Source organism: Sphingomonas sp. BE138 (assembly GCF_031456125.1).
Taxonomy (GTDB): Bacteria; Pseudomonadota; Alphaproteobacteria; order Sphingomonadales; family Sphingomonadaceae; genus Sphingomonas.
The window spans coordinates 84114-103790 of the sequence record NZ_JAVDUC010000007.1; the positions used below are offsets into that span (position 1 = coordinate 84114).

Annotated in this window: 24 protein-coding genes; 12 read left to right on the forward strand and 12 right to left on the reverse strand. The window is 68.2% G+C overall.

Annotation, left to right across the window (positions count from 1 at the left end):
• Positions 1 to 12: 12 nt before the first annotated feature.
• Genes J2Y58_RS10780 through pyrE form a run of 5 tightly spaced genes read right to left on the reverse strand, consistent with a single transcriptional unit; the run spans position 13 to position 3815 of the window.
• Entirely contained in the window at positions 13 to 1107 is a 1095-nt protein-coding gene (locus J2Y58_RS10780) for an AI-2E family transporter (protein ID WP_310102727.1), read from the reverse strand.
• 13 nt (positions 1108 to 1120) lie between these two features.
• Entirely contained in the window at positions 1121 to 2092 is a 972-nt protein-coding gene (lepB, locus tag J2Y58_RS10785; protein ID WP_405053091.1) for a signal peptidase I, read from the reverse strand.
• The gene (acpS, locus tag J2Y58_RS10790; RefSeq protein WP_310102732.1) at positions 2076 to 2495 is read right to left on the reverse strand and encodes a holo-ACP synthase; all 420 of its coding nucleotides are present in this window, start codon (positions 2493 to 2495) and stop codon (positions 2076 to 2078) included. Before acpS ends, lepB begins: the two co-directional genes overlap by 17 nt.
• A 10-nt stretch (positions 2496 to 2505) precedes the next feature.
• Complete coding sequence (locus tag J2Y58_RS10795; protein ID WP_310102737.1) at positions 2506 to 3234, reverse strand: pyridoxine 5'-phosphate synthase; 729 nt, start codon at positions 3232 to 3234, stop codon at positions 2506 to 2508.
• Positions 3231 to 3815, reverse strand: coding sequence for an orotate phosphoribosyltransferase (pyrE, locus tag J2Y58_RS10800; RefSeq protein ID WP_310102740.1), 585 nt, complete (start codon positions 3813 to 3815; stop codon positions 3231 to 3233). The genes J2Y58_RS10795 and pyrE overlap by 4 nt, the downstream gene beginning before the upstream one ends.
• Before the next feature lie 204 nt (positions 3816 to 4019).
• Between pyrE and coxB the strand changes: the two genes are divergently transcribed.
• From coxB to J2Y58_RS10815, 3 genes are all read left to right on the forward strand, one after another.
• Positions 4020 to 5219 carry a cytochrome c oxidase subunit II gene (gene coxB / locus J2Y58_RS10805; RefSeq protein ID WP_310102743.1) on the forward strand — a complete coding sequence of 400 codons (1200 nt, stop codon included), beginning with the start codon at positions 4020 to 4022 and terminating at the stop codon, positions 5217 to 5219.
• Between the two features lie 4 nt (positions 5220 to 5223).
• A complete protein-coding gene (ctaD, locus tag J2Y58_RS10810) occupies positions 5224 to 6891 on the forward strand; it encodes a cytochrome c oxidase subunit I (RefSeq protein WP_310102746.1) in 1668 nt (555 codons plus the stop codon).
• A gap of 72 nt (positions 6892 to 6963) precedes the next feature.
• Positions 6964 to 7710: a GNAT family N-acetyltransferase gene (locus J2Y58_RS10815; protein ID WP_310102750.1), complete on the forward strand. Its 747-nt coding sequence runs from the start codon at positions 6964 to 6966 to the stop codon at positions 7708 to 7710.
• A 37-nt stretch (positions 7711 to 7747) separates the two neighbouring features.
• Here J2Y58_RS10815 and J2Y58_RS10820 read toward each other — a convergent pair whose 3' ends face one another.
• Positions 7748 to 8950, reverse strand: coding sequence for a glycosyltransferase family 87 protein (locus J2Y58_RS10820; RefSeq protein WP_310102753.1), 1203 nt, complete (start codon positions 8948 to 8950; stop codon positions 7748 to 7750).
• A 120-nt stretch (positions 8951 to 9070) separates the two neighbouring features.
• Between J2Y58_RS10820 and J2Y58_RS10825 the strand changes: the two genes are divergently transcribed.
• From J2Y58_RS10825 to J2Y58_RS10850, 6 genes are read left to right on the forward strand one after another with little or no spacing between them, the layout of a single operon-like run.
• Positions 9071 to 9970 (forward strand): heme o synthase, encoded by a 900-nt coding sequence (locus J2Y58_RS10825; protein ID WP_310102755.1) that lies wholly within the window; start codon positions 9071 to 9073, stop codon positions 9968 to 9970.
• Positions 9967 to 10104, forward strand: a complete 138-nt coding sequence (locus tag J2Y58_RS10830; protein WP_310102758.1) for a hypothetical protein — start codon at positions 9967 to 9969, stop codon at positions 10102 to 10104. Before J2Y58_RS10825 ends, J2Y58_RS10830 begins: the two co-directional genes overlap by 4 nt.
• Positions 10101 to 10661 carry a cytochrome c oxidase assembly protein gene (locus J2Y58_RS10835; protein ID WP_310102761.1) on the forward strand — a complete coding sequence of 187 codons (561 nt, stop codon included), beginning with the start codon at positions 10101 to 10103 and terminating at the stop codon, positions 10659 to 10661. Before J2Y58_RS10830 ends, J2Y58_RS10835 begins: the two co-directional genes overlap by 4 nt.
• Before the next feature lie 34 nt (positions 10662 to 10695).
• Positions 10696 to 11607, forward strand: coding sequence for a cytochrome c oxidase subunit 3 (locus tag J2Y58_RS10840; protein ID WP_310102763.1), 912 nt, complete (start codon positions 10696 to 10698; stop codon positions 11605 to 11607).
• Positions 11604 to 11990 carry a DUF983 domain-containing protein gene (locus J2Y58_RS10845; RefSeq protein ID WP_310102766.1) on the forward strand — a complete coding sequence of 129 codons (387 nt, stop codon included), beginning with the start codon at positions 11604 to 11606 and terminating at the stop codon, positions 11988 to 11990. Before J2Y58_RS10840 ends, J2Y58_RS10845 begins: the two co-directional genes overlap by 4 nt.
• Positions 11987 to 12607: an SURF1 family cytochrome oxidase biogenesis protein gene (locus J2Y58_RS10850; protein ID WP_310102768.1), complete on the forward strand. Its 621-nt coding sequence runs from the start codon at positions 11987 to 11989 to the stop codon at positions 12605 to 12607. Before J2Y58_RS10845 ends, J2Y58_RS10850 begins: the two co-directional genes overlap by 4 nt.
• Before the next feature lie 53 nt (positions 12608 to 12660).
• On the opposite strand, the gene J2Y58_RS10855 is transcribed toward J2Y58_RS10850, so the two are convergent.
• Both J2Y58_RS10855 and J2Y58_RS10860 read right to left on the reverse strand, forming a co-directional pair.
• On the reverse strand, positions 12661 to 13416 hold the full coding sequence (locus J2Y58_RS10855; RefSeq protein WP_310102771.1) for a molybdopterin-dependent oxidoreductase: 756 nt from the start codon (positions 13414 to 13416) through the stop codon (positions 12661 to 12663).
• Positions 13413 to 14105, reverse strand: coding sequence for a cytochrome b/b6 domain-containing protein (locus J2Y58_RS10860; RefSeq protein WP_310102773.1), 693 nt, complete (start codon positions 14103 to 14105; stop codon positions 13413 to 13415). Before J2Y58_RS10860 ends, J2Y58_RS10855 begins: the two co-directional genes overlap by 4 nt.
• 26 nt (positions 14106 to 14131) lie before the next feature.
• On the opposite strand from J2Y58_RS10860, the gene J2Y58_RS10865 reads away from it, so the two are divergent.
• Positions 14132 to 14737, forward strand: a complete 606-nt coding sequence (locus J2Y58_RS10865) for a flavin reductase family protein (protein WP_310102775.1) — start codon at positions 14132 to 14134, stop codon at positions 14735 to 14737.
• 44 nt (positions 14738 to 14781) lie between these two features.
• Here the strand turns inward: J2Y58_RS10865 and J2Y58_RS10870 are convergent, their stop codons facing one another.
• The 4 genes from J2Y58_RS10870 to J2Y58_RS10885 form a co-directional block, all read right to left on the reverse strand.
• Positions 14782 to 15009, reverse strand: a complete 228-nt coding sequence (locus tag J2Y58_RS10870; RefSeq protein WP_310102778.1) for a hypothetical protein — start codon at positions 15007 to 15009, stop codon at positions 14782 to 14784.
• A 158-nt stretch (positions 15010 to 15167) separates the two neighbouring features.
• Positions 15168 to 15926, reverse strand: coding sequence for a sulfite exporter TauE/SafE family protein (locus J2Y58_RS10875; RefSeq protein WP_310102779.1), 759 nt, complete (start codon positions 15924 to 15926; stop codon positions 15168 to 15170).
• On the reverse strand, positions 15919 to 17103 hold the full coding sequence (gene rlmN / locus J2Y58_RS10880) for a 23S rRNA (adenine(2503)-C(2))-methyltransferase RlmN (protein ID WP_310102782.1): 1185 nt from the start codon (positions 17101 to 17103) through the stop codon (positions 15919 to 15921). Before rlmN ends, J2Y58_RS10875 begins: the two co-directional genes overlap by 8 nt.
• A gap of 62 nt (positions 17104 to 17165) precedes the next feature.
• Positions 17166 to 17636, reverse strand: coding sequence for a hypothetical protein (locus J2Y58_RS10885; protein ID WP_310102785.1), 471 nt, complete (start codon positions 17634 to 17636; stop codon positions 17166 to 17168).
• 164 nt (positions 17637 to 17800) lie between these two features.
• Between J2Y58_RS10885 and J2Y58_RS10890 the strand changes: the two genes are divergently transcribed.
• Entirely contained in the window at positions 17801 to 18415 is a 615-nt protein-coding gene (locus J2Y58_RS10890) for an outer membrane beta-barrel protein (RefSeq protein ID WP_310102788.1), read from the forward strand.
• A 118-nt stretch (positions 18416 to 18533) separates the two neighbouring features.
• Positions 18534 to 19637: a DNA polymerase III subunit beta gene (gene dnaN, locus J2Y58_RS10895; protein WP_310102791.1), complete on the forward strand. Its 1104-nt coding sequence runs from the start codon at positions 18534 to 18536 to the stop codon at positions 19635 to 19637.
• Positions 19638 to 19677: the final 40 nt, after the last annotated feature.

The following is a 19677-nucleotide window of genomic DNA, read 5'->3' on the forward strand; positions in this document are numbered from 1 at the left end:
GGACAGGCGCGGTCAGTCGTCCGTACGGCCCTCCTCGACGTTCTCGGAGCGGCGCTCCATGGCGGTCTTGATGATCGCTGTCATCGGATCGGCAAGCGCCAGCCCCATGATCCCGAACAGCGCACTCGCCAGGATCTGTGCGCCGAGCGTCAGCGCCGGCGGCAGGTCCACGGTGCGCTTGGCGACCATCGGGATCACGACGTAGCCGTCGAAGGTCTGGACGACGACATAGACGATGATCGCGAGCACGCCGGTATGCACGCCGGCCGAAAATCCGACCGCGACCATCAGCGCGCCGGAAATGAACGCGCCGATATTGGGGATGAAGGCCAGCAACCCGGTCATGATGCCCAGGATCATCGCCATGGGCACGCCGACCAGCCACAAGGCGATCGCGGTCAGCACGCCTTCCAGCGCCATGCCCAGCAAACGCCCGGCGAGCAGGCGCCGCAGCGTCTGCGCCATGCGCTTCAGCGTAACCGCGAATTCGACGCGGTTGCGCTCGGGCACCATCCATTGCAGCCCGCGCTCATACCCGCGCGGATCGATCGCGATGAACAACCCGAGCACGACGATCATGAACCCGCTGGTCAACGCACCCGCCGCAGTGCCCAGCCAGCTCGTCACGCGGCCTACCGACGACAGCGCCTGTTTCGCGAAACCGGTAAGGTCGCTGGTGCCCGGCATCAGCCCTTGTGCGCTTAGCCACTGGCTAAGCCGCAGCACCTGTACCTCGACCGTCGAGCGCAGCTGCTGCGCCTGCGCAGCGATCTGCACGCCGGCCAGGTAGAAGGTGCCGAGCAGGAAGGCGACCGTCAGCAGGCAGACGATCAGCAACCGCCAGCTGCGCCCGATCGGCAGCGCGCGCCCGAGCAGCCGAACCCCGCCGTCGAGCAGCGCTGCGAACACAAGAGACGCGAAGATGATGAGGAGCGGCTGCACCAGCAGCACGATCAGCGCGATCGCACATGCCATCCCCAGCCAGACCGCCGCGCGGCGGATCTCGTCGCGCGTGGCGTCGTCGCGCACCTCGCTGGGGCTCGCGCCAGCCCTGACCCGGATGCGCTCGCCACCGGCGTCGATCCGCACCTCCCGTGGCTCGCTCATGGGCGGGGTGCGATCATGGTACGCGCGTCGGGTGAAGCGAGGTGCCGGCACGTCCGCCGCGCAGCGCACCGGGCCAGGTCAGTGGATTCCAGGTCGCATCGCCATCGACCGAGAAGGTGATGAACTCGGCACGCCCGCCGATATTCTCATAAGGCACCGGGCCGCCCAGCCCGCGCTCGAACCCGCCCAGCGCGAAGCGGCTGTCGGCGGAGCGGTCGCGATTGTCGCCCATCAGGAACACGTGGTTAGCTGGGATCGTCACCGGGCCGTAATGATCGCCGGGGCTGTCGGGTTCCAGATCGACCGTGTCGTACCGGCGGCCGTTGGGCAACGTCTCGGTGACGATCGGCAAATGGCAGACGGTGGTGCCGTCGCCGCGCTGCTGCCGCGCACCGGGATATTGGTCGGCGTCGCAGGTCGCGTTGGCGTCGACCGGCAGGTCGCGATAATGGAGCGGGCCGCGCTGCACGGGTTTGCCGTTCAGGATCACCACGCCGCCGCGCACCGCCAGCGTATCGCCGGGAAGGCCGATCACGCGCTTGATATAGTCGCTCGACTGGCCCGGCGGGGTCACGATCACGACGTCGCCGCGCTCGGGCAGGCTGCCCCAGACGCGACCGTGGACGAACGGCACCTGCACCGACCAGCTGTCGACCGGCTGGTGGAGCACGACGCCGCGGAAAATCGCGACCGGATCGGGGATCGTCGGCGAGACGAACGACCAGCCATAGGCGAATTTCGAGACCACCAGCCGGTCGCCGACCAGAAGGCCCGGCAGCATCGATTCGCTAGGAATGTAGAAGGGCTTGGCGATGAAGCTGTGGAAGCCGAGCACCGCCAGCAGCAGCCAGAAGAGCCCCTTGACCTCGCCCCACCAATCGAAGCCGGTGCGCGCCGCCGTCGTCTCGCTGCTCGTGGCGGGCGGGGGCGGGCGGTCGCCGGTCAATGCGATATCCTCTGCCACGCGGTCACTCGGCTCCTGCATGTTGGTCGGGAAGCGCCTCGATGATGACGAACGCCTGCGCCCAGGGGTGATCGTCCGTCAGCGTCAGGTGGATGTGCGGGCGGTATCCGGCGGGGATCATCGCGTCGAGCCGCGCCCTGGCGCCCCCGGTCAGCGCCAGCGTCGGCGCGCCCGAGGGGGCGTTGACGACGCCGATGTCCTTCATGAACACGCCGGCCCTGAACCCGGTGCCGACCGCCTTGGAGAAGGCTTCCTTCGCGGCGAAGCGCTTGGCGAGCGTGCCGGCCTTGGTGAACGGGCGCCGCGCCGCCTTGGCACGCTCGACCTCGGTGAAGACGCGCGCCTCGAAACGTTCGCCGAACCGCGCCAGCGACTGCGCGATCCGCTCGATATTGCACAGGTCGGAGCCGAGGCCGACGATCACGCCTCCGTCCTCATCGGGCCTGCTCCATCAACGTCTTCATCCGCCGTACACTCTCGGCCAGACCGGTGAAGATCGCCTCGCCGATCAGGAAATGGCCGATGTTCAGCTCGCGGACCTGCGGGATCGCGGCGACGGGCATGACGTTATCGAAGGTCAGGCCGTGCCCGGCATGGACCTCGATCCCGTTCTTCGCCGCCAGCGCGGCGGCGTCGGACAGGCGGCGCAGCTCGGTGGTGCGCGCCTCGCCGTCCAGCTCGGCATAGCGACCGGTGTGCAGCTCGACGACCGGCGCGCCGAGCGCGACCGCCGCGGTGATCTGGCGCGGGTCGGGTTCGATGAACAGCGAGACCCGGACGTTCGCCGCGCCGAGTTGGCGCACCATCGGCGCCAGGCGATCATGCTGCTTCGCGGCGTCGATCCCGCCCTCGGTGGTGCGTTCCTCGCGCTTCTCGGGCACGATGCAGGCGGCGTGCGGGCGGTGGCGCAGCGCGATGTCGAGCATCTCGTCGGTGGCCGCCATCTCGAGATTGAGCGGGATCGACAGCTCCGCGGAGAGCCGCGCGATATCGGCGTCGGTGATGTGGCGGCGATCCTCGCGCAGGTGCGCGGTGATCCCGTCCGCCCCGGCCTCGGCGGCGAGCAGCGCGGCGCGGACCGGATCGGGCACGCCGCCGCCGCGCGCGTTCCGCACGGTCGCCACATGGTCGATGTTGACCCCGAGGCGCAGCGGCGCGGTCACGCTGCTGCCCGGCTACCGGGCTTGATCGCCGGGATGGCCGCCAGTTCGGGCGGAAGGTCGTCGGGCTGGTAGGTCGGCACCTCCAGCCGGATCAGCGGGAAGAAGGGGACGCCGATATCGGCGGTTCCGTTCGATCGGTCGACCAGCGCCGCACCCGCGATCACGCGCCCGCCCGCCGCCTCGATCGCCTTGATCGCCTCCCGGCTCGACAGCCCGGTGGTGACGACGTCCTCCATCATCAGCACCTCCTGCCCCGGCTCCAGCCGGAAGCCGCGCCTCAGCTCGAAGGTGCCGGTCGGTCGCTCGACGAACATCGCATCGACGTCCAGCGCACGCGCCATTTCCTGCCCCGCGATCACCCCGCCCATTGCGGGCGCGACGACCGCGGTGATCCGCCGGCGCAGCTCGGACGGGAGGCGCATCGCCAGCGCCTCGGCCAGAGTCGCGGCGCGGCGCGGGTTCATCAACACCCGCGCGCATTGCAGGTAGCGCGGGCTGCGCAGCCCCGAGGACAGGATGAAATGCCCTTCCAGCAGCGCATCGGCGGCGCGGAATTCGGCGAGCACGTCGTCGTCGGTCATCGTGTGAAACGTCTCCTGCGCGCGCCATACGAGCGCGCGCCATACGAGCGCGGCCGCGCGCGCGCAACGCACGCCGCAAGAAATGACGCGTACGCGCGCCCTCTTGAGGCGGGGGGATGCCATGCTATAGGCAGGTGCAGGAGGGGCGCTTCGACACGCCCGGGACGCGAATGCGCGCACCACGACAGGGGTGACGATAAGAAGATGCTGAGAACCGGGATAAAGGGTTGGGTACTGGCGGCGGGCTTCGCGCTGGCCACCCTGACGGGGGCGGGCAGCGCCGGGGCACAGGCGCCGGCCGCGACGTCCCCCGCCACGGCGGCCACCGCAGCGCCGACGGGGCTGCGACCGGCCGACTCGAAGCAGGGGACCTCGGGCGGTTCGCTGCAGAAGCCGGACGCCGCCCCGGCGTCCCCCGCACTGGCGATGGACGGGGCCCCGGCATTTGACGCGACCGCCTCGGCACCCGGCGTCGGCCAGCCGCTCGACGGCGTGATCCATATTCAGCCGCAGGTGACCAAGAACGGGCTGCGCGCGCACTGGTTTCACGATCGCATCCTCTTCCCGTTGATCACGATTATCTCGATCCTGGTGCTAGTGCTCCTGGTCGTCGTGATCGTGAAGTTCCGCGCCAGCGCGAATCCGACGCCGTCGCGGACCAGCCACAACACGATCCTGGAGGTCGTCTGGACGCTGGCCCCGGTGCTGATCCTGGTCGCGATCGCCGTGCCCTCGATCGGCCTGCTCCAGGCGCAGTTCAAGCCGGCGCCGGCGGGTGCGGTGACGCTGAAGGCGATCGGAAACCAGTGGTTCTGGAGCTACCAATATCCGGATCACGGCGGGATCGAGATTACCGCCAACATGCTCAAGGAAGGCAATCAGGTCGCACCGGGCGAACGCGCGCGCAGCGCGTCCGACGGTCCGCGACTGCTCGCGACCGACAATCGCGTCGTGCTGCCGGTCGGCGTGCCGATCCGCCTGATCACCACCGCCAATGACGTCATCCACAGCTGGGCGGTGCCGGCGTTCTGGATCAAGCTCGACGCGATCCCGGGCCGGTTGAACGAAACCAGCTTCACCATCGACAAGCCCGGCCTGTATTTCGGCCAGTGCAGCGAATTGTGCGGGGCGCGCCACGCCTTCATGCCGATCGCCGTCGAGGCGGTGCCCCCCGCGCAGTTCGCGGCCTGGGTCCGCGCCAAGGGCGGTACGATGCCTGCGCCGGGGAAGGCGTCCGACGCGGTGATCCCGCAGCCGGGTGCGGACAATTCCGCGTCGGTGATGGACGAAGCGGCGGTCGCCAATGCGATCACCGGGCCGATCGAGAACGGGACCGACACTCCCCCCATTTCCCCGCAGGGCGCCACCGGCAATCCGGGCGGCGTCGGCGAAGCCGGACGCTAAGATCATGACCGACACCGCGCTCCACCCCTCGGCGTTCGTCGCGCACGACGACCACCATCATCATGCGGATGCCGATCACAAGCCCGGCTTCTTCGCGCGCTGGTTCATGTCGACGAACCACAAGGACATCGGCACGCTCTACCTGATCTTCGCGATCGTCGCGGGGATCATCGGCGGCGCGATCTCGGGCCTCATGCGCGCCGAGCTGATGCATCCGGGCATTCAGTATCTGCCGCAATGGGCGACGATGCTGCACGGCGGGCAGGAGCAGACGTTCGACCAGGCGCTGCACCTGTGGAACGTGCTGGTGACCGCGCACGGCCTCATCATGGTCTTCTTCATGGTGATGCCGGCGATGATCGGCGGGTTCGGCAACTGGTTCGTCCCGATCATGATCGGCGCGCCGGACATGGCGTTCCCGCGCATGAACAACATCAGCTTCTGGCTGCTGGTGCCGGCGTTCCTGCTGCTGCTCGCCTCGCCGTTCTTCGGCGGCGCGGGCACCGGCTGGACCGTGTATGCGCCGCTCTCCACCTATGGCGAGCCGGGGCCGTCGGTCGACATGGCGATCCTGTCGCTGCACCTGTCGGGCGCCAGCTCGATCCTCGGCGCGATCAACTTCATCACCACGATCTTCAACATGCGCGCCCCGGGCATGACGCTGCACAAGATGCCGCTGTTCGCCTGGTCGGTGCTGGTCACCGCCTTCCTGCTGCTGCTGGCGCTGCCGGTGCTGGCGGCGGCGATCACGATGTTGCTGACCGATCGCAACTTCGGCACGACCTTCTACGATCCGGCCGGCGGCGGCGATCCGGTGCTGTACCAGCATTTGTTCTGGTTCTTCGGCCACCCCGAAGTGTACATCATGATCCTGCCCGGCTTCGGCATCATCAGCCACATCGTCGCGACGTTCAGCCGCAAGCCGGTGTTCGGCTACCTCGGCATGGCCTATGCGATGGTCGCGATCGGCGTGGTCGGGTTCGTCGTGTGGGCGCACCACATGTTCACGACCGGCATGAGCGTGAACGTGAAGATGTACTTCACCGCCGCGACGATGGTGATCGCGGTGCCGACGGGCATCAAGATCTTCTCGTGGATCGCGACGATGTGGGGCGGCTCGCTGCGCTTCCCGACACCGATGGTCTGGGCAATCGGCTTCATCTTCATGTTCACGGTCGGCGGCGTGACCGGCGTCGTGCTCGCCAACGGCGGCGTCGACGATTACATGCAGGACACCTATTACGTGGTGGCGCACTTCCACTACGTGCTGTCGCTGGGTGCGGTGTTCTCGCTATTCGCCGGCTTCTACTACTGGTTCCCGAAGATGTCGGGTAAGATGTATTCGGAGCTGCTCGGCCAGCTGCATTTCTGGGTATTCTTCGTCGGCGTGAACCTGCTGTTCTTCCCGATGCACTTCCTGGGCCTGCAGGGCATGCCGCGCCGTTATCCGGACTATCCGGACGGCTTCGCGCACTGGAACAACATCGCGACGATCGGCTACATGATCATGGCCGCGGGCATGGCGATCTTCTTCGTCAACGTCATCTGGTCGCTGCTGGCGGGCAAGAAGGCGCCGGACAATCCGTGGGGTGAGGGCGCGACGACGTTGGAATGGACGCTGTCCAGCCCGCCGCCGTTCCACCAGTTCGAGACGCTGCCCAAGATCGACTGATCGCGTCGGCAAGCAACCAGGCGGCGGGATAGCGACAGCTTCCCCGCCGCTGTCGCTTTCGGAGGGGCTGCGATGACTGCCGATCCGCTTGCGTGGCGCGTCGAGTGCGCGTGCGCCGCCGCCTATCCGCCGCGACAGGCGGTGCGAATCGGCGACTGGGCGGTGGCGCTGTCGGATGGTGGCAGCCGGCGCAGCAACTCGGCGAGCGCGATCCTGCCGGGGGCGGCGCTGGACGCCGCGACGCTGACGGCGATCCGCGACCACTTCAGCACAGCGCGGCAGCCGGCGATCGTGCGCGTGACCGACCTGACGCCCGATATCGACGATCTGCTCGACAGGAACGGGTTTGCGCCACGCGAAGGCCAGACGCGAACGTTGCTCCGTCACGTCGCGCGGCACGCGCGCACCGCGCCCGCCGGCATCGTCCTGACCGATGCGCCTGATCCGATCTGGCTGGCGACCCGCCTCCGCCTGGCGCCTAGCGCCGAGGATCCCGCGCAGGTTGCCGCGCGGATCGCGCTCCCGACGGGCTACGCACGGCGCGGCGATGTGGCGATCGGCTATGCCGCGCTTCATGGCGACATCGCCGTGATCGAAGCGATTGCCACAGACCCTGCGGCGCACCGTAAGGGGCATGCCCGCGCGATCGTCACAGGACTGATCGACTGGGCTGCGCGCGCCGGGGCCTCCCACCTGGCCTTGCAGGTCGAGGCGACGAACGTCCCGGCCCGCGCCTTGTATGCGCAGGCGGGCTTCACCCCCGACCTCTACGGCTATCATTATCGCAGAATCACGCCATCTTCGGCGCCGGACCGGTAAGTGGCGCCGAAGCCGAGCGATCGATCGCGCCGGGCGCTCAGGGCGCGGGTTGCCGCGACGTTGCCCGCCGGGAGAAGTCCAGCGTCCAACTGGCCCCGATCAGGAATACCCCCGCGGTCGCAAGCGACGTATTGCCGTGCGCGGGGTCCAATCCGGCGATCCGCGCGACATTTTCGAAGCGCCAGAGCAGCACATACCCCGCGACGCCTACCAGCGCGAACGCCCGGTGCTGGCGCAGCAGCAGCGGCAGGGTGACGAGTACCACCGCCAGATCCGGCGGATGCACCCCCACCAGGCATGAGACCGCGCTCGCCGAAAAGGCGGCGCTATAGAGCACGCGATCGGCCACGGTCAGCGCACGATGCCGGTTGATGATCACGCCGAGCGTCGTCGTCACCGCTGCGGCGATCAGCAGGCCGACGCTGATCGGCATCTGCACACCGGTCGTCAGTGCCAGCAGGTGCGGCAGCCCCACCATCGAGATCGGCTGGTTGATCGGCACGCCGTCATAGCTGCCGCCGATGTTCGCCAAGAGCCCGCGAACCTGCTCCTCCGCCCCGGCGAGCAACAGTGGCGGCACCGCCAGCGCGGCGGTGATCAGCCCGCCGATCACGCATAGCCGGAACCCGCCGGGCGCGGTGCACAGCATCAGCAGGACGGGCACGCCGAACTGCGGCTTGAGGGCGAGCAGCACGACGCCGGTCAGCTTCACCCCGTCGCGGCCCACTGCCATGCCATAGGTCAGCACCGCGAACCCGAACACCGCCGGCATCACCGGCTGCCCAAGCTGCAACGTTCCCGCCAGCGGATTGAAGGTCAGGACGTAGGTGGCCATGACCAGCGTCAGCAGCGTGTCGCGGCGCACGTGCAGCAGCGCGGCGGTCCGCAGCGCCAGCCAGGCGGCGATCCCGACCAGCAGATAGCTCGCCGCCTGCCAGACGTGCAGCGCGGCCAGCGGCGGCAGCGCGGCGAATGGCACCGCGATCCAGAACCACTGAAAAGGATAGACCCATACCAGCAGCGGGTGGTCGGCGCCGAACACGCGGATGCTCTCCGGGATATAGCCGGACCCATAGGGATTGCCCCGGCCGCTCCACATCTCGCCCGCCAGCCAGACATAGCGGAAATCGGTGTCGTTGAGCGGTCGGTTGAGCACTTGCCGGAGCTGGACCGCGAAGAGCACGAGCGCCAGCAGCGCCAACCCCGCCACCGCCCCGCTCCGCAGCTTCTGCTGGTTCATCCGTCTGTTGCCCCCGTCACCGTCGTCGTCCGGCTTAGGCGAGCGGGGTGCGAGCGTCCACATGGGGATGCGCCGCTGCGGCTTCCCACGTCCGCGTTGCGGGGGTAGAGCGGGGGCTCGATGACTCCTGCCGCCCCCTTGCTGCCGCCGGCCGACTGGCGAGATTTCCTGGCGTTGACCAAGCCGCGCGTGATGACGCTGGTCGTCTTCACCGGGCTGTGCGGGATGCTCGCGGCGCCGGTCGGGATCCATCCGGTGCTCGGCTTCACCGCCATATTGTGCATCGCGCTCGGCGCGGGTGCCGCGGGCGCGCTCAATCAATGGTATGAAGCCGATCTGGACGCGGTGATGAAGCGCACCGCGCAACGTCCGCTGCCCGCCGGACGGATGGAGCGGCAATCGGCGCTGCACTTCGGGGTCGGGCTGGGCGCGTTCTCCGTCATCCTGATGGGACTGGCGGTGAACCTTGCCGCGGCGGCGATCCTGACCGTTTCAATCCTGTTCTACGTGCTGATCTACACCGTCTGGCTGAAGCGCCGCACGCCGCAGAACATCGTCATCGGCGGTGCGGCGGGAGCGTTCCCGCCGCTGATCGGCTGGGCGGCGGCGACCGGGCAGGTGGCGGTCCTGCCGCTGCTGCTGTTCGCGCTGGTCTTTTTGTGGACCCCGCCGCATTTCTGGGCGCTCGCGCTGTTCGTGAAGACCGATTACGCCAATGCCGGGGTGCCGATGCTGCCGGTGGTGGCGGGCGAGGCGGTGACGCGGCGACAGATCGGGCTGTACACGATCCCGATGGCGGCCGTTGCGGTCGCGCCCTGGCCGCTCGGGCTGGCCGGCGCGATCTATGGCGTGGTCGCGGTCGCCATGACGGCGGCGTTCTGCGTGCTCGCCGCGCTGGTCGCCGCGGGCGCCCGGCGCGCGGGCACGGCGATGTTTTACGAGAAGCGCCTGTTCGCCTTCTCGATCGTCTATCTTTTCGTGATCTTCGGGGCGCTGGTCGTCGATCGGTGGGTGGCATGAGCGACGATGAACAGGATCTGATCCGCCGCAGGCAGAAGGCGCGCGCGATCGTGGTGGCGCTGCTGCTCGGCGCATTCGTGGTGCTGGTGTTCTTCATCACCATCGCGCGCATCCAGCAGGGCATGGCGCATTGAGCCCGCCCGCCCGATCGGATCGGCGCCCGCGCACGGTGCGCACCGCGCTGCTGGCGGTGCTGGGCATCTGCTTCATGGCCGGGCTCGCCTTTGCCAGCGTGCCGCTGTACCGCCTGTTCTGCCAGGCGACCGGGCTGAACGGCACGACGGGGCGCGGCGAAGTGGCGCCGGGCGGGGTGCACCGTTCGATCGACATTGCCTTCGACGCGAACACCAGCCCCAAGCTGCCATGGCGCTTCGTCCCCGAGCAGGAGCAGGAGACGGTCGAGATCGGTGCGCGCGACATGGCGTTCTTCACCGCCACCAATCGCAGCGCACAGGCGGTCACCGGCACCGCGACCTATAATGTCACGCCGGCGATCGCCGGCAAATATTTCACGAAGATCCAGTGCTTCTGCTTCACGCAGCAGACGCTGAAGCCCGGCGAGACGCAGCGGATGCCGGTGATCTTCTACGTCGATCCCAAGATCCTGACCGATCCCGACACGCGCGACGTGCAGACGATCACGCTCAGCTACACCTTTTACCCGGTGGATTCCGCCAGGGCGAGCGGGTAAGACCGGGCGATAAGCGAATTGGGGAGAGCCGCGCATGGCGGGTGCCAAGAACCACGATTACCACATCCTGCCACCCAGCCCCTGGCCGTTGTTGAGCTCGCTGGCCGCGCTCATCATGGCATCGGGCGGCATCATGTACATGCATGAGGCGGTCGGCGGTGGCTGGGTGTTCCTGATCGGCCTCGCCTCCGTGCTGTTCTGCATGTACGGCTGGTGGCACCAGGTCATCCGCGAGGCGCATGCCGGCGATCACACGCCCGTCGTGCAGCTCCATTTCCGCTACGGCATGATCCTGTTCATCGCCTCCGAGGTGATGTTCTTTGTCGGCTGGTTCTGGGCGTTCTTCGACTTCTCGCTGTTCCCGACCGCGATGCAGGTCGTCGACGGGCAGGTCGAGCGCGCCGCCGAGGGGGCTGCGGCGATCGCCGCGCAATGGCCGCCCAAGGGGCTGGAGGTCATCAACGCCTTCGAACTGCCGCTGCTCAACACGCTGATCCTGCTGTGCTCTGGTACCACGGTCACCTGGGCGCACCACGCGCTGATCCACAACCAGCGTGGCGGCGAGAAGCGCGGGCTGTGGGGTCTGCTGGGCGTCGGCGATCGCGACGGCGTGCTCAAGGGCCTGTGGCTGACGGTGGCGCTGGGCGTGCTGTTCAGCAGCATCCAGGCGTATGAATACATGCACGCGCCGTTCCCCTTCAAGGGCATCAACTATGGCGCGGCGTTCTTCATGGCGACCGGCTTCCACGGTTTTCACGTGCTGGTGGGCACCATCTTCCTCGCGGTCTGCCTGATCCGCGCCTACCAGGGCGAGTTCACGCCGAAGCAGCATTTCGGGTTCGAAGCCGCCGCCTGGTACTGGCACTTCGTCGACGTCGTGTGGCTGTTCCTGTTCGTCACCGTCTACGTCTGGGGCGGCTGGGGCGCGCCCGTCCACGGCGGATGACCCACGCCGATCGGGCGCCGGCGGGGGCAGCGCCGCGCCCGATCGACTGCGGCATCGGGGGGTTCTGTCCCCGGTGCGGCGCCCGCACCTTGTTTGCGGGCGCGATTCGTTTTGCCGATCGTTGCGCCGCCAGCGAACTCGACATTGCCGCCCTCAACGTCGGCGATGGACCGGCGGCGCTGCTGGTGCTCGGCTGGGGCGCGGTCGTCGTGGCGCTGGCGATTGCCGTCGAACCGTCGCTGTCGCCGCCATGGTGGCTGCACGTCCTGCTGTGGGTGCCGCTGACCACCGCCAGCGTCGTCTGGTCGCTGCGTGCCGCCAAGGGCTGGCTGCTCGCTGCCGAGTTTCGCACCGCCGCGCGCGAGGGGCGCATCGCCTCGTGAAGCGCATTCCCGTCGTCCCGACCATCATCGTTGCCGTCGCGATCGCGGCGATGGTCGCGCTGGGCCTGTGGCAGCTGCTGGAGCGGCGGCCGCAGAAAGAGGCGTTCCTGGCGCAGCTCGCCGCCAACCCGACGCTGCCCGCCGTCGCTTTCCCGCGCTTTTCGGACGAGACATTGCTGTTCCGGCGGTCGAGCGCCTTCTGCCTGGAGCCGGTATCGATCACGCGCGCCGGCGCGGGGGCGGCGGGCTATCGTGTGATCGCCGTGTGCCGGACCGGTGCGGAGGGGCCGGGGCTGAGCATCCAGATCGGCACGACGCGCGATCCGGTCGGCAAGGTCGCGTGGCGCGGGGGCAAGGTCAGCGGGTGGATCGCGCATGCGCCGGATGGCCGTCCGCTGATCGCCGAAGTGACTCAGCCGGGCGCACCGCGCCCGCTGATGCTGGTTGCCGACCGGCCGGCGGCGGGGTTGAACGCCAACACGCCGCCGTCGCTCGACGCGATCCCGAACAACCACCTCGCCTATGCGGTGCAATGGTTTCTGTTCGCCGGGGTCGCCGGCGTGATCTACGTCATCGCACTACGGCGGCAGGCGAGGCGGGTGGACCAGCCCGAATAAGCCAGGCGAAGGCGCGGAGGAGCTTCTGTGCAGATACGCCGCATCAGCGACCCTCAGATGCCCGCATACCAATCATAGTCGACGTTATCTTCCCAATAGCCGCCGCGACCCTTGCCGATGCCCGCGAGGCTGTCGACCGCGGTCACGCGCATCAGATATTTCGCGTGCTTGTAGCCCAGCTGCCGCTCGACCCGCAGCCGCAGCGGCGCGCCGTGACCGACGTCGAGGAAGCGGTCGTTCATCGCCCAGGCGAGGATCGTCTGCGGGTGAAAGGCATCGACCAGATCGATCGACTCGTAATAGGGTGCGCCGCCGTACAGATCGGCGCAGCGGAACACGATGTACCGCGCCGAGTCGCGCAGCCCCGCCGCCTTCAGCACGTCGCCGAGTCGCGGCCCCTGCCACTTGCCGATCGCGCTCCATCCCTCGACGCAGTCGTGACGGGTGATCTGCGCGCGTTGCGGGAAGGCGCCGAGATCGGCGAGCGACAGCCGCAGCGGGCGCGCGACCAACCCGTCGACCGTCAGCCGCCAATCGGCGAACCGCCCGGCGCGGAGCGCGGCATAGTCGGCGGTGCCCGGATCGCGCGTGCCATTGGTGCGGAAGCGCGGCGACATCTGTTCAGGACGAAATTCGGGGGCGAGCGCGTCGCGGTTCATCAGCGCGCGCTGGAGCCCGCGGTGCATGTCCTCGCCCTTGAAGATGATCGTCCGCACGGTGGGCTGCTGGATCACGCGGTCGCAGCCGCTGAGCACCAGCCCCGCACCGCTCGCTATCAGCGTCCGGCGCCTAATAGGAGAGGGGATCATTCGGGCACCCGCCACTTGCCGGTCAGCATCGAGCGCACCTCGTTGCGCCATCCCGCCAGGATCACGAGCACGAGATGCACGACGGTGAACGCGGCGATCACGACCATCGCGATGAAGTGGACCGAGCGCGCCGACTGTCGCCCGCCGAACACGTCGAGCAACCATGGCCACGCCGCGTTCATGCCCGGCGACAGCGCCAGCCCGGTGAGGATCACCAGCGGCAGAGCGACGAAGATCACCGCGACATAGCTCAGCTTCTGAAGCGCGTTATAGTCGCCGGGCGCCTCGGGATCGTGGAAACGGAAGGCGAGGTGCGCACGCACGTCGGCGACGAGATGCGCTGCGCTTATGTCGCGCCGCCGGACCGCGAGGTCGCGCTGAAAGTGCCGGTTGAGCAGGCTGACGATCATGAAGGCGAGCAGCGAGAAGGCGAGCACCAGCGCGAAGAACAGATGCCAGCGCCGCGAGATCGCCAGATTGTAGTTCGCCGGGATCGTCAGCCATGCCGGAAACCGCGGCAATTGCGCCCAGGCATGGTCGAAGTTCGCGCCGTACCGGCCCCAGTAGAGCCGCGGATGCGCGTTGCTGATCCCCAGTCCCGAGCCGATCAGGACGACGATCGCGACCGCATTCACCCAATGCCACAGGCGCGTGGCGAGGCGGTGGCGACGGATCACGGTTGCGGGCATCGCCGCTTCCTAGCAGAAGCCGCGCCATGACCGAATGGCATTTCTACGAACCCGCACGCGGCCACGGCCTGGCGCACGATCCGCTCAACGCGATCGTCGCGCCGCGACCGATCGGCTGGATCTCGACCGTGTCGGCGGACGGGCGGCGCAATCTGGCACCCTACAGCTTCTTCAACCTGTTGGCCTATCGCCCGCCGATCCTCGGCTTCTGCTCGTCGGGCGAGAAGGACTCGCTGGCGAATGCGCGCACCCGCGGCGAGTTCGTCTGGAACCTGGCCACGCGCGATCTGGCGGAGGCGATGAACGAGACGTCGGCGCCGACCGACGAGGACGAGTTCGTACGCGCCGGGCTGGCGACGCTGCCGTCGGCCCTGGTCGCCCCGCCGCGCGTGGCGCTCAGCCCGGTGCAGTTCGAATGCCGGGTGACGCAGATCGTGCAATTGCAGGATACGGCGGGCGCAGCGTTGCCGAACTGGCTGGTGCTGGGCGAGGCAGTGGCGATCCATATCGACCGCGCCATGCTCGAGGACGGCGTCTATCGCACCGAGCGGGCGCACCCGATCATGCGCGGCGGCGGGCCGGCGGACTATTTCGAGGTCGGCGAAAAGTTCGCGATGACGCGGCCGCAGTGATGCGAACCACGCGGACGTTCGTCCGCCCGCGTGATCCAGGCGTGTCAGCAGATCTTGCCGTGCAAGATGTCACCAGCCTTGATGAGCGCCTTGACGGCGAAGCGGACTGGCAGCGGCAGGTAGCCCGACAGGAATTCGAGCACCTGTTTCACGGTGTCCCAATTCTGGCAGAAGACACTTTTCACATCGGTCAGCGGCTTCGCTTCGATCGGCGTCTCGTCCATCATCGCCAAGGCGATCTGCTGACGCTCGTCGGCTGTGAATTCCACCATGATCTATCCCCACCATTGATCCGGAGTCGTTCCGGCGGGGCCGAGCATAGGCTCGCGGTGACGATGATCTTCGTGCCGTTCGGTTCGGAATGGTTCTATCCGCGTCCGATAGTCGCCTGAACGGGCACAACAATGCTTGGCCGGCGCGACGCTGTTGCTCAGCCATAGGCGCGGGCGAAGAACACCGCGGTGGTCGCGCCGGTGACCAGGATCGTCCACCACCGCACCACGATCGCGGGCAGCCGCTTGCCGACGATCGCGCCCAGCCAGCCGCCGACGATCCCCCCGGCGAGCATCGGCAGGCACGCGTCCCATCGCACCATCCCGCACGCGACGAAGACCAGGGCGGCGGCGAGATTGGCGGTCGCCAGCATCAGCGTGCGCGGCGCGAACATCGCGCGTGGGCTCGTGCCCGCCAGCAGCCCGTAGGTCGCCGTGGTCATGATCCCGACCCCACCGCCGAAATAGCCGCCATAGGTGCCGAGCACCGCCTGCACGATCATCAGCGTGCGCGTGCCGATCGTCACCCGCGCGGCCAGCCAGTCCGCCGCGCGCGCGCCAAAGGCGATCGCGACGAACGCGATCAGCAGCAGCCATGGCACGATCAGGTCGAACGCCGCGCCGGGCGTGACCACCAGCAACACGCTGCCCACCAGCCCCGCGACGAAGGTGATCGCGGCCAGCACCCGCACGGAAACGCCGCCGACCGGCTGCAACTCGCGGCGGAAACTCCATGCGCTCGCCGCCGCGCCCGGCATCAGCCCCAGGTTGGAGGTGGCGTTGGCGATGTTGGCGGGGGTGCCGAGGGCGAGCAGCGCCGGCATGGTGGCGAAGGTACCGCCACCCGCCAGCGCGTTCATCATGCCCCCGACGACGCCCGCCCCGGCCGCGAGCGCCACGCCGGCGGCATCAACCAAGTGCCGCCTGCTTCTCCGCGGCCAACCGGTCGAGCTCGGCGCGGCTCTTCTTCTCGGCCGCGGTCTTCAACTGTCCGCACGCCGCATCGATGTCGCGCCCGCGCGGGGTGCGCACCGGCGCGGAGATGCCGCCTTCGAAGATGATTTCGCTGAACCGCCGCACGCGCTCGGGCGTCGAGGTCTCGTAGGGCGCACCCGGCCACGGATTGAACGGGATCAGATTGACCTTGGCCGGCAGCTTGTAGTGGCGGAGCAGCCGAACCAGTTCCTGCGCCTCGGCGTCCGAATCGTTCTTGTCCTTGAGCATGACGTATTCGAACGTGATGCGCCGCGCGTTGTTGGCGCCGGGATAATCGGCGCACGCCTGCAGCAATTCCTCGATGCCGTATTTGCGGTTCAGCGGCACGATCTCGTCGCGGACGTCCTTGGTCACCGCATGAAGCGACACGGCCAGGTTGACGCCGATCTCCTCGCCCGCGCGTGCCATCATCGGCACCACGCCGCTGGTCGACAGCGTGATTCGCCGCTTGCTGAGCGCCAGGCCGTCGCCGTCCATCACCAGCTTCAGCGCATCGCGCACCGCGTCAAAATTGTAGAGCGGCTCGCCCATACCCATCATCACGATGTTGGTCAGCATCCGCCCCTCGGGCTGGCTCGGCCATTCGCCGAGCGCGTCGCGCGCCAGCATGACCTGGCCGACGATCTCGCCCGCGGTCAGGTTGCGCACCAGCCGCATCGTCCCGGTGTGGCAGAAACGGCAGTTGAGCGTGCAGCCGACCTGGCTCGACACGCACAAGGTCCCGCGGTCGGCGTCGGGGATGAACACCGCCTCGTAATCCTGTCCGTCCTCGGAGCGGAGCAGCCATTTGCGCGTGCCGTCGGTCGACACTTGCGCCTCCACCACCTGCGGGCGGCCGATCACGAACCGCTCGGCCAGCCACGGATGCTGCGCCTTGGCGATGTCGGTCATCACCGCAAAGTCGGTCGCGCCGCGGTTGTAGATCCAGTGCCAGATCTGCTTGGCGCGCAGCTTGGCCGCCTTTGCGTCGAGCCCCGCGTCGGACAGCACCTGCCGCAATTCATCGCGCGGCAGCCCGATCAGGTCGATGCGCCCGTCCGTACGCGGCGCGCTGGCGCGCGGGACGGTCACGGGATCGATGTGCCCGGGGATGGGCATGGGGGCAGCCGAGGATGTGAGCATCGCGCGCACATAGTCGACAGGCGCTGATTTTTCCAGCGTTATGGCGCCGCGCAGCCCAGTTGCGCGGCATCGATCGCGGTCGCCGCGCCGGCCAACGGATAGGTGTCGGCGATCGCCCGTCCCGCGGCATCGAGCGTGGTCAGCGTCATCGCCGTCGCGCCCCGCATTGCGCCGACGATCGCGCGGTCGGTCGCGGCATCGCCCGCCCGTGCCGTCATGCGGTCTCCGATCAGCGCAAAGCGCCGTTCGCCGATGGCCAGCGTCAGCGGCGCACCCGCGCCGCGGGCCCGCGACAGCCGCAGCAGCAACGACGACGCGCGCGTCGCGCCCTGCCGCGCCGCGACCAGCGCATAGGCGCCACGCCGATCGGTGTCGCCGTCGCGGCGCAGCGGCTGCGCGATTGCGAAGCAGCGCGGGCCCGGCAAATCGCGCAGTGCCGCCCACCGCTGCCATACGCCCAGCGGTTCGCGCACCGAGGCGGCGGACAACAGGGCGAGGGCGATCATCATCGTGTGGCGCGCTGTCGCCGCGGAGCGCCACGAAGGCAACCGAAATCAGTGTTGCCGAAGCGCCACGCAAATTCTTGTTTATGTCAGGTTCATGCAACGAGCGACGCGCTGCGTATTTGTTGCCGCACGCCCCAGGGTTCGGGGTGCGTGAGATGGAGTGAGACATGCGTAAGCTTGCGATGGCGGTACTGGCGGTGGCGGCAGCGACCCCGGCGATGGCGCAGGACGGCCCGGCGAACGGCTCGTTCGAGGGCGGCCGGGTCGAGGTGCTGGCCGGCTACGACAACGTGCAGGACGGCGGCGACGGCGATTCCGAGGGGCGGCAGGGGCTCGCCTATGGTGGCCGCATCGGCTATGATTTCCAGCGCGGCAACCTGCTGTACGGCATCGACGGCGAGCTGACCGACGCCACCACCAAGGCGCGCAGCTACAACGCGCTGGCGGCGGGCGACCGTTTCTCGGTGGAGGCGGGGCGCGACCTCTATGTCGGCGGTCGGCTGGGCTACGTCATCTCGCCGCAGGCGATGATCTACGGCAAGGCCGGCTATACCAACGCGCGCTTCGAGAGCCGCTACCAGGCGACCACCAATGCCGAGAACGAGCTGGTGGACAAGACCAACCTCGACGGCTTCCGGCTGGGCGCGGGGCTTGAGTACAAGCTGACGCCGACGTCGTTCGTCACGGCCGAATATCGTTATTCGCATTACGGCGACCTCGACGGCTATGACATCGATCTCGACCGGCACCAGCTGATGGCGGGGCTTGGCATCCGTTTCTGATTTCGCATCCGCGTTGGAGCGGGAAGGGTCGGGGCGCTTGCTCCGGCCCTTTCTTTTTGGCTAGGGAGAATCGGCCAATTGCCCCTGGTGAGTGACCTGCGGGCCGGGGGAAGTGACGATGAAGGCGACGATCGAACGCGCGACGCTGCTGAAGGGGCTGAGCCACGTCCAGTCGGTGGTGGAGCGGCGCAACACCATCCCGATCCTGTCGAACGTGCTGCTGGAGGCGACCGCGGAGGGCCAGCTGCGCCTGATGGCGACCGACCTCGACCTGCAGATCAACGAAAGCGTCGCCGCCACGGTCGACCAGCCGGGCGCGACCACCGTGTCGGCGCACACCCTGTTCGACATCGCCCGCAAGCTGCCGGAGGGCGCGCAGGTGTCGCTGACCGCCGCTGAGGGGCGGATGACGATCGTCGCAGGCCGCGCGCGCTTTTCGCTCGGGACGCTCCCGCGCGACGACTTCCCGGTCATCGCCGAGGGCGAATTGCCGACGCAGTTCGAGCTGCCGGCCGAGACGCTGAAGCAGATCATCGACAAGACGCGCTTCGCGATCTCCACGGAGGAGACGCGCTATTATCTGAACGGTATCTTCCTGCACACCGCAGAGGGCGTGCTGAAGGCCGCCGCGACGGACGGCCACCGGCTGGCGCGCGTGACGGTCGAACAGCCGGAGGGCGCGAACGGGATGCCGGACGTCATCGTGCCGCGCAAATGCATCGCCGAACTGCGCAAGCTGCTCGACGAGGTCGACGGCTCGGTCGGCGTGTCGTTGTCGGGGACCAAGATCCGGTTCGACCTGGGGCAGGCGATCCTGACCTCCAAGCTGATCGACGGCACCTTCCCGGATTACAGCCGCGTGATCCCGACCGCCAACGACAAGATCCTGAAGCTCGATCCGAAAAGCTTCATGGAGGGCGTCGACCGCGTCTCGACCATTGCGACCGAGAAGACGCGCGCGGTGAAGATGGCGCTGGACCGCGACAAGATCACGCTGTCGGTCACCAGCCCCGAAAACGGTACCGCCGCCGAGGAAGTGCCCGGCGACTATGCCGCCGCGCCGTTCGAGATCGGTTTCAACAGCCGCTACCTGATGGACATCCTGGGGCAGATCGGCACCGACCAGGTCGAGGTCCATCTGGCGGATGCCGCCGCCCCGACGCTGATCCGCGAGAACGACAAGAGCCCGGCGCTGTACGTGCTGATGCCGATGCGGGTGTGATGCGTTTCGTCCTTCCCGCGCAGGCGGGAATCCAGAACCT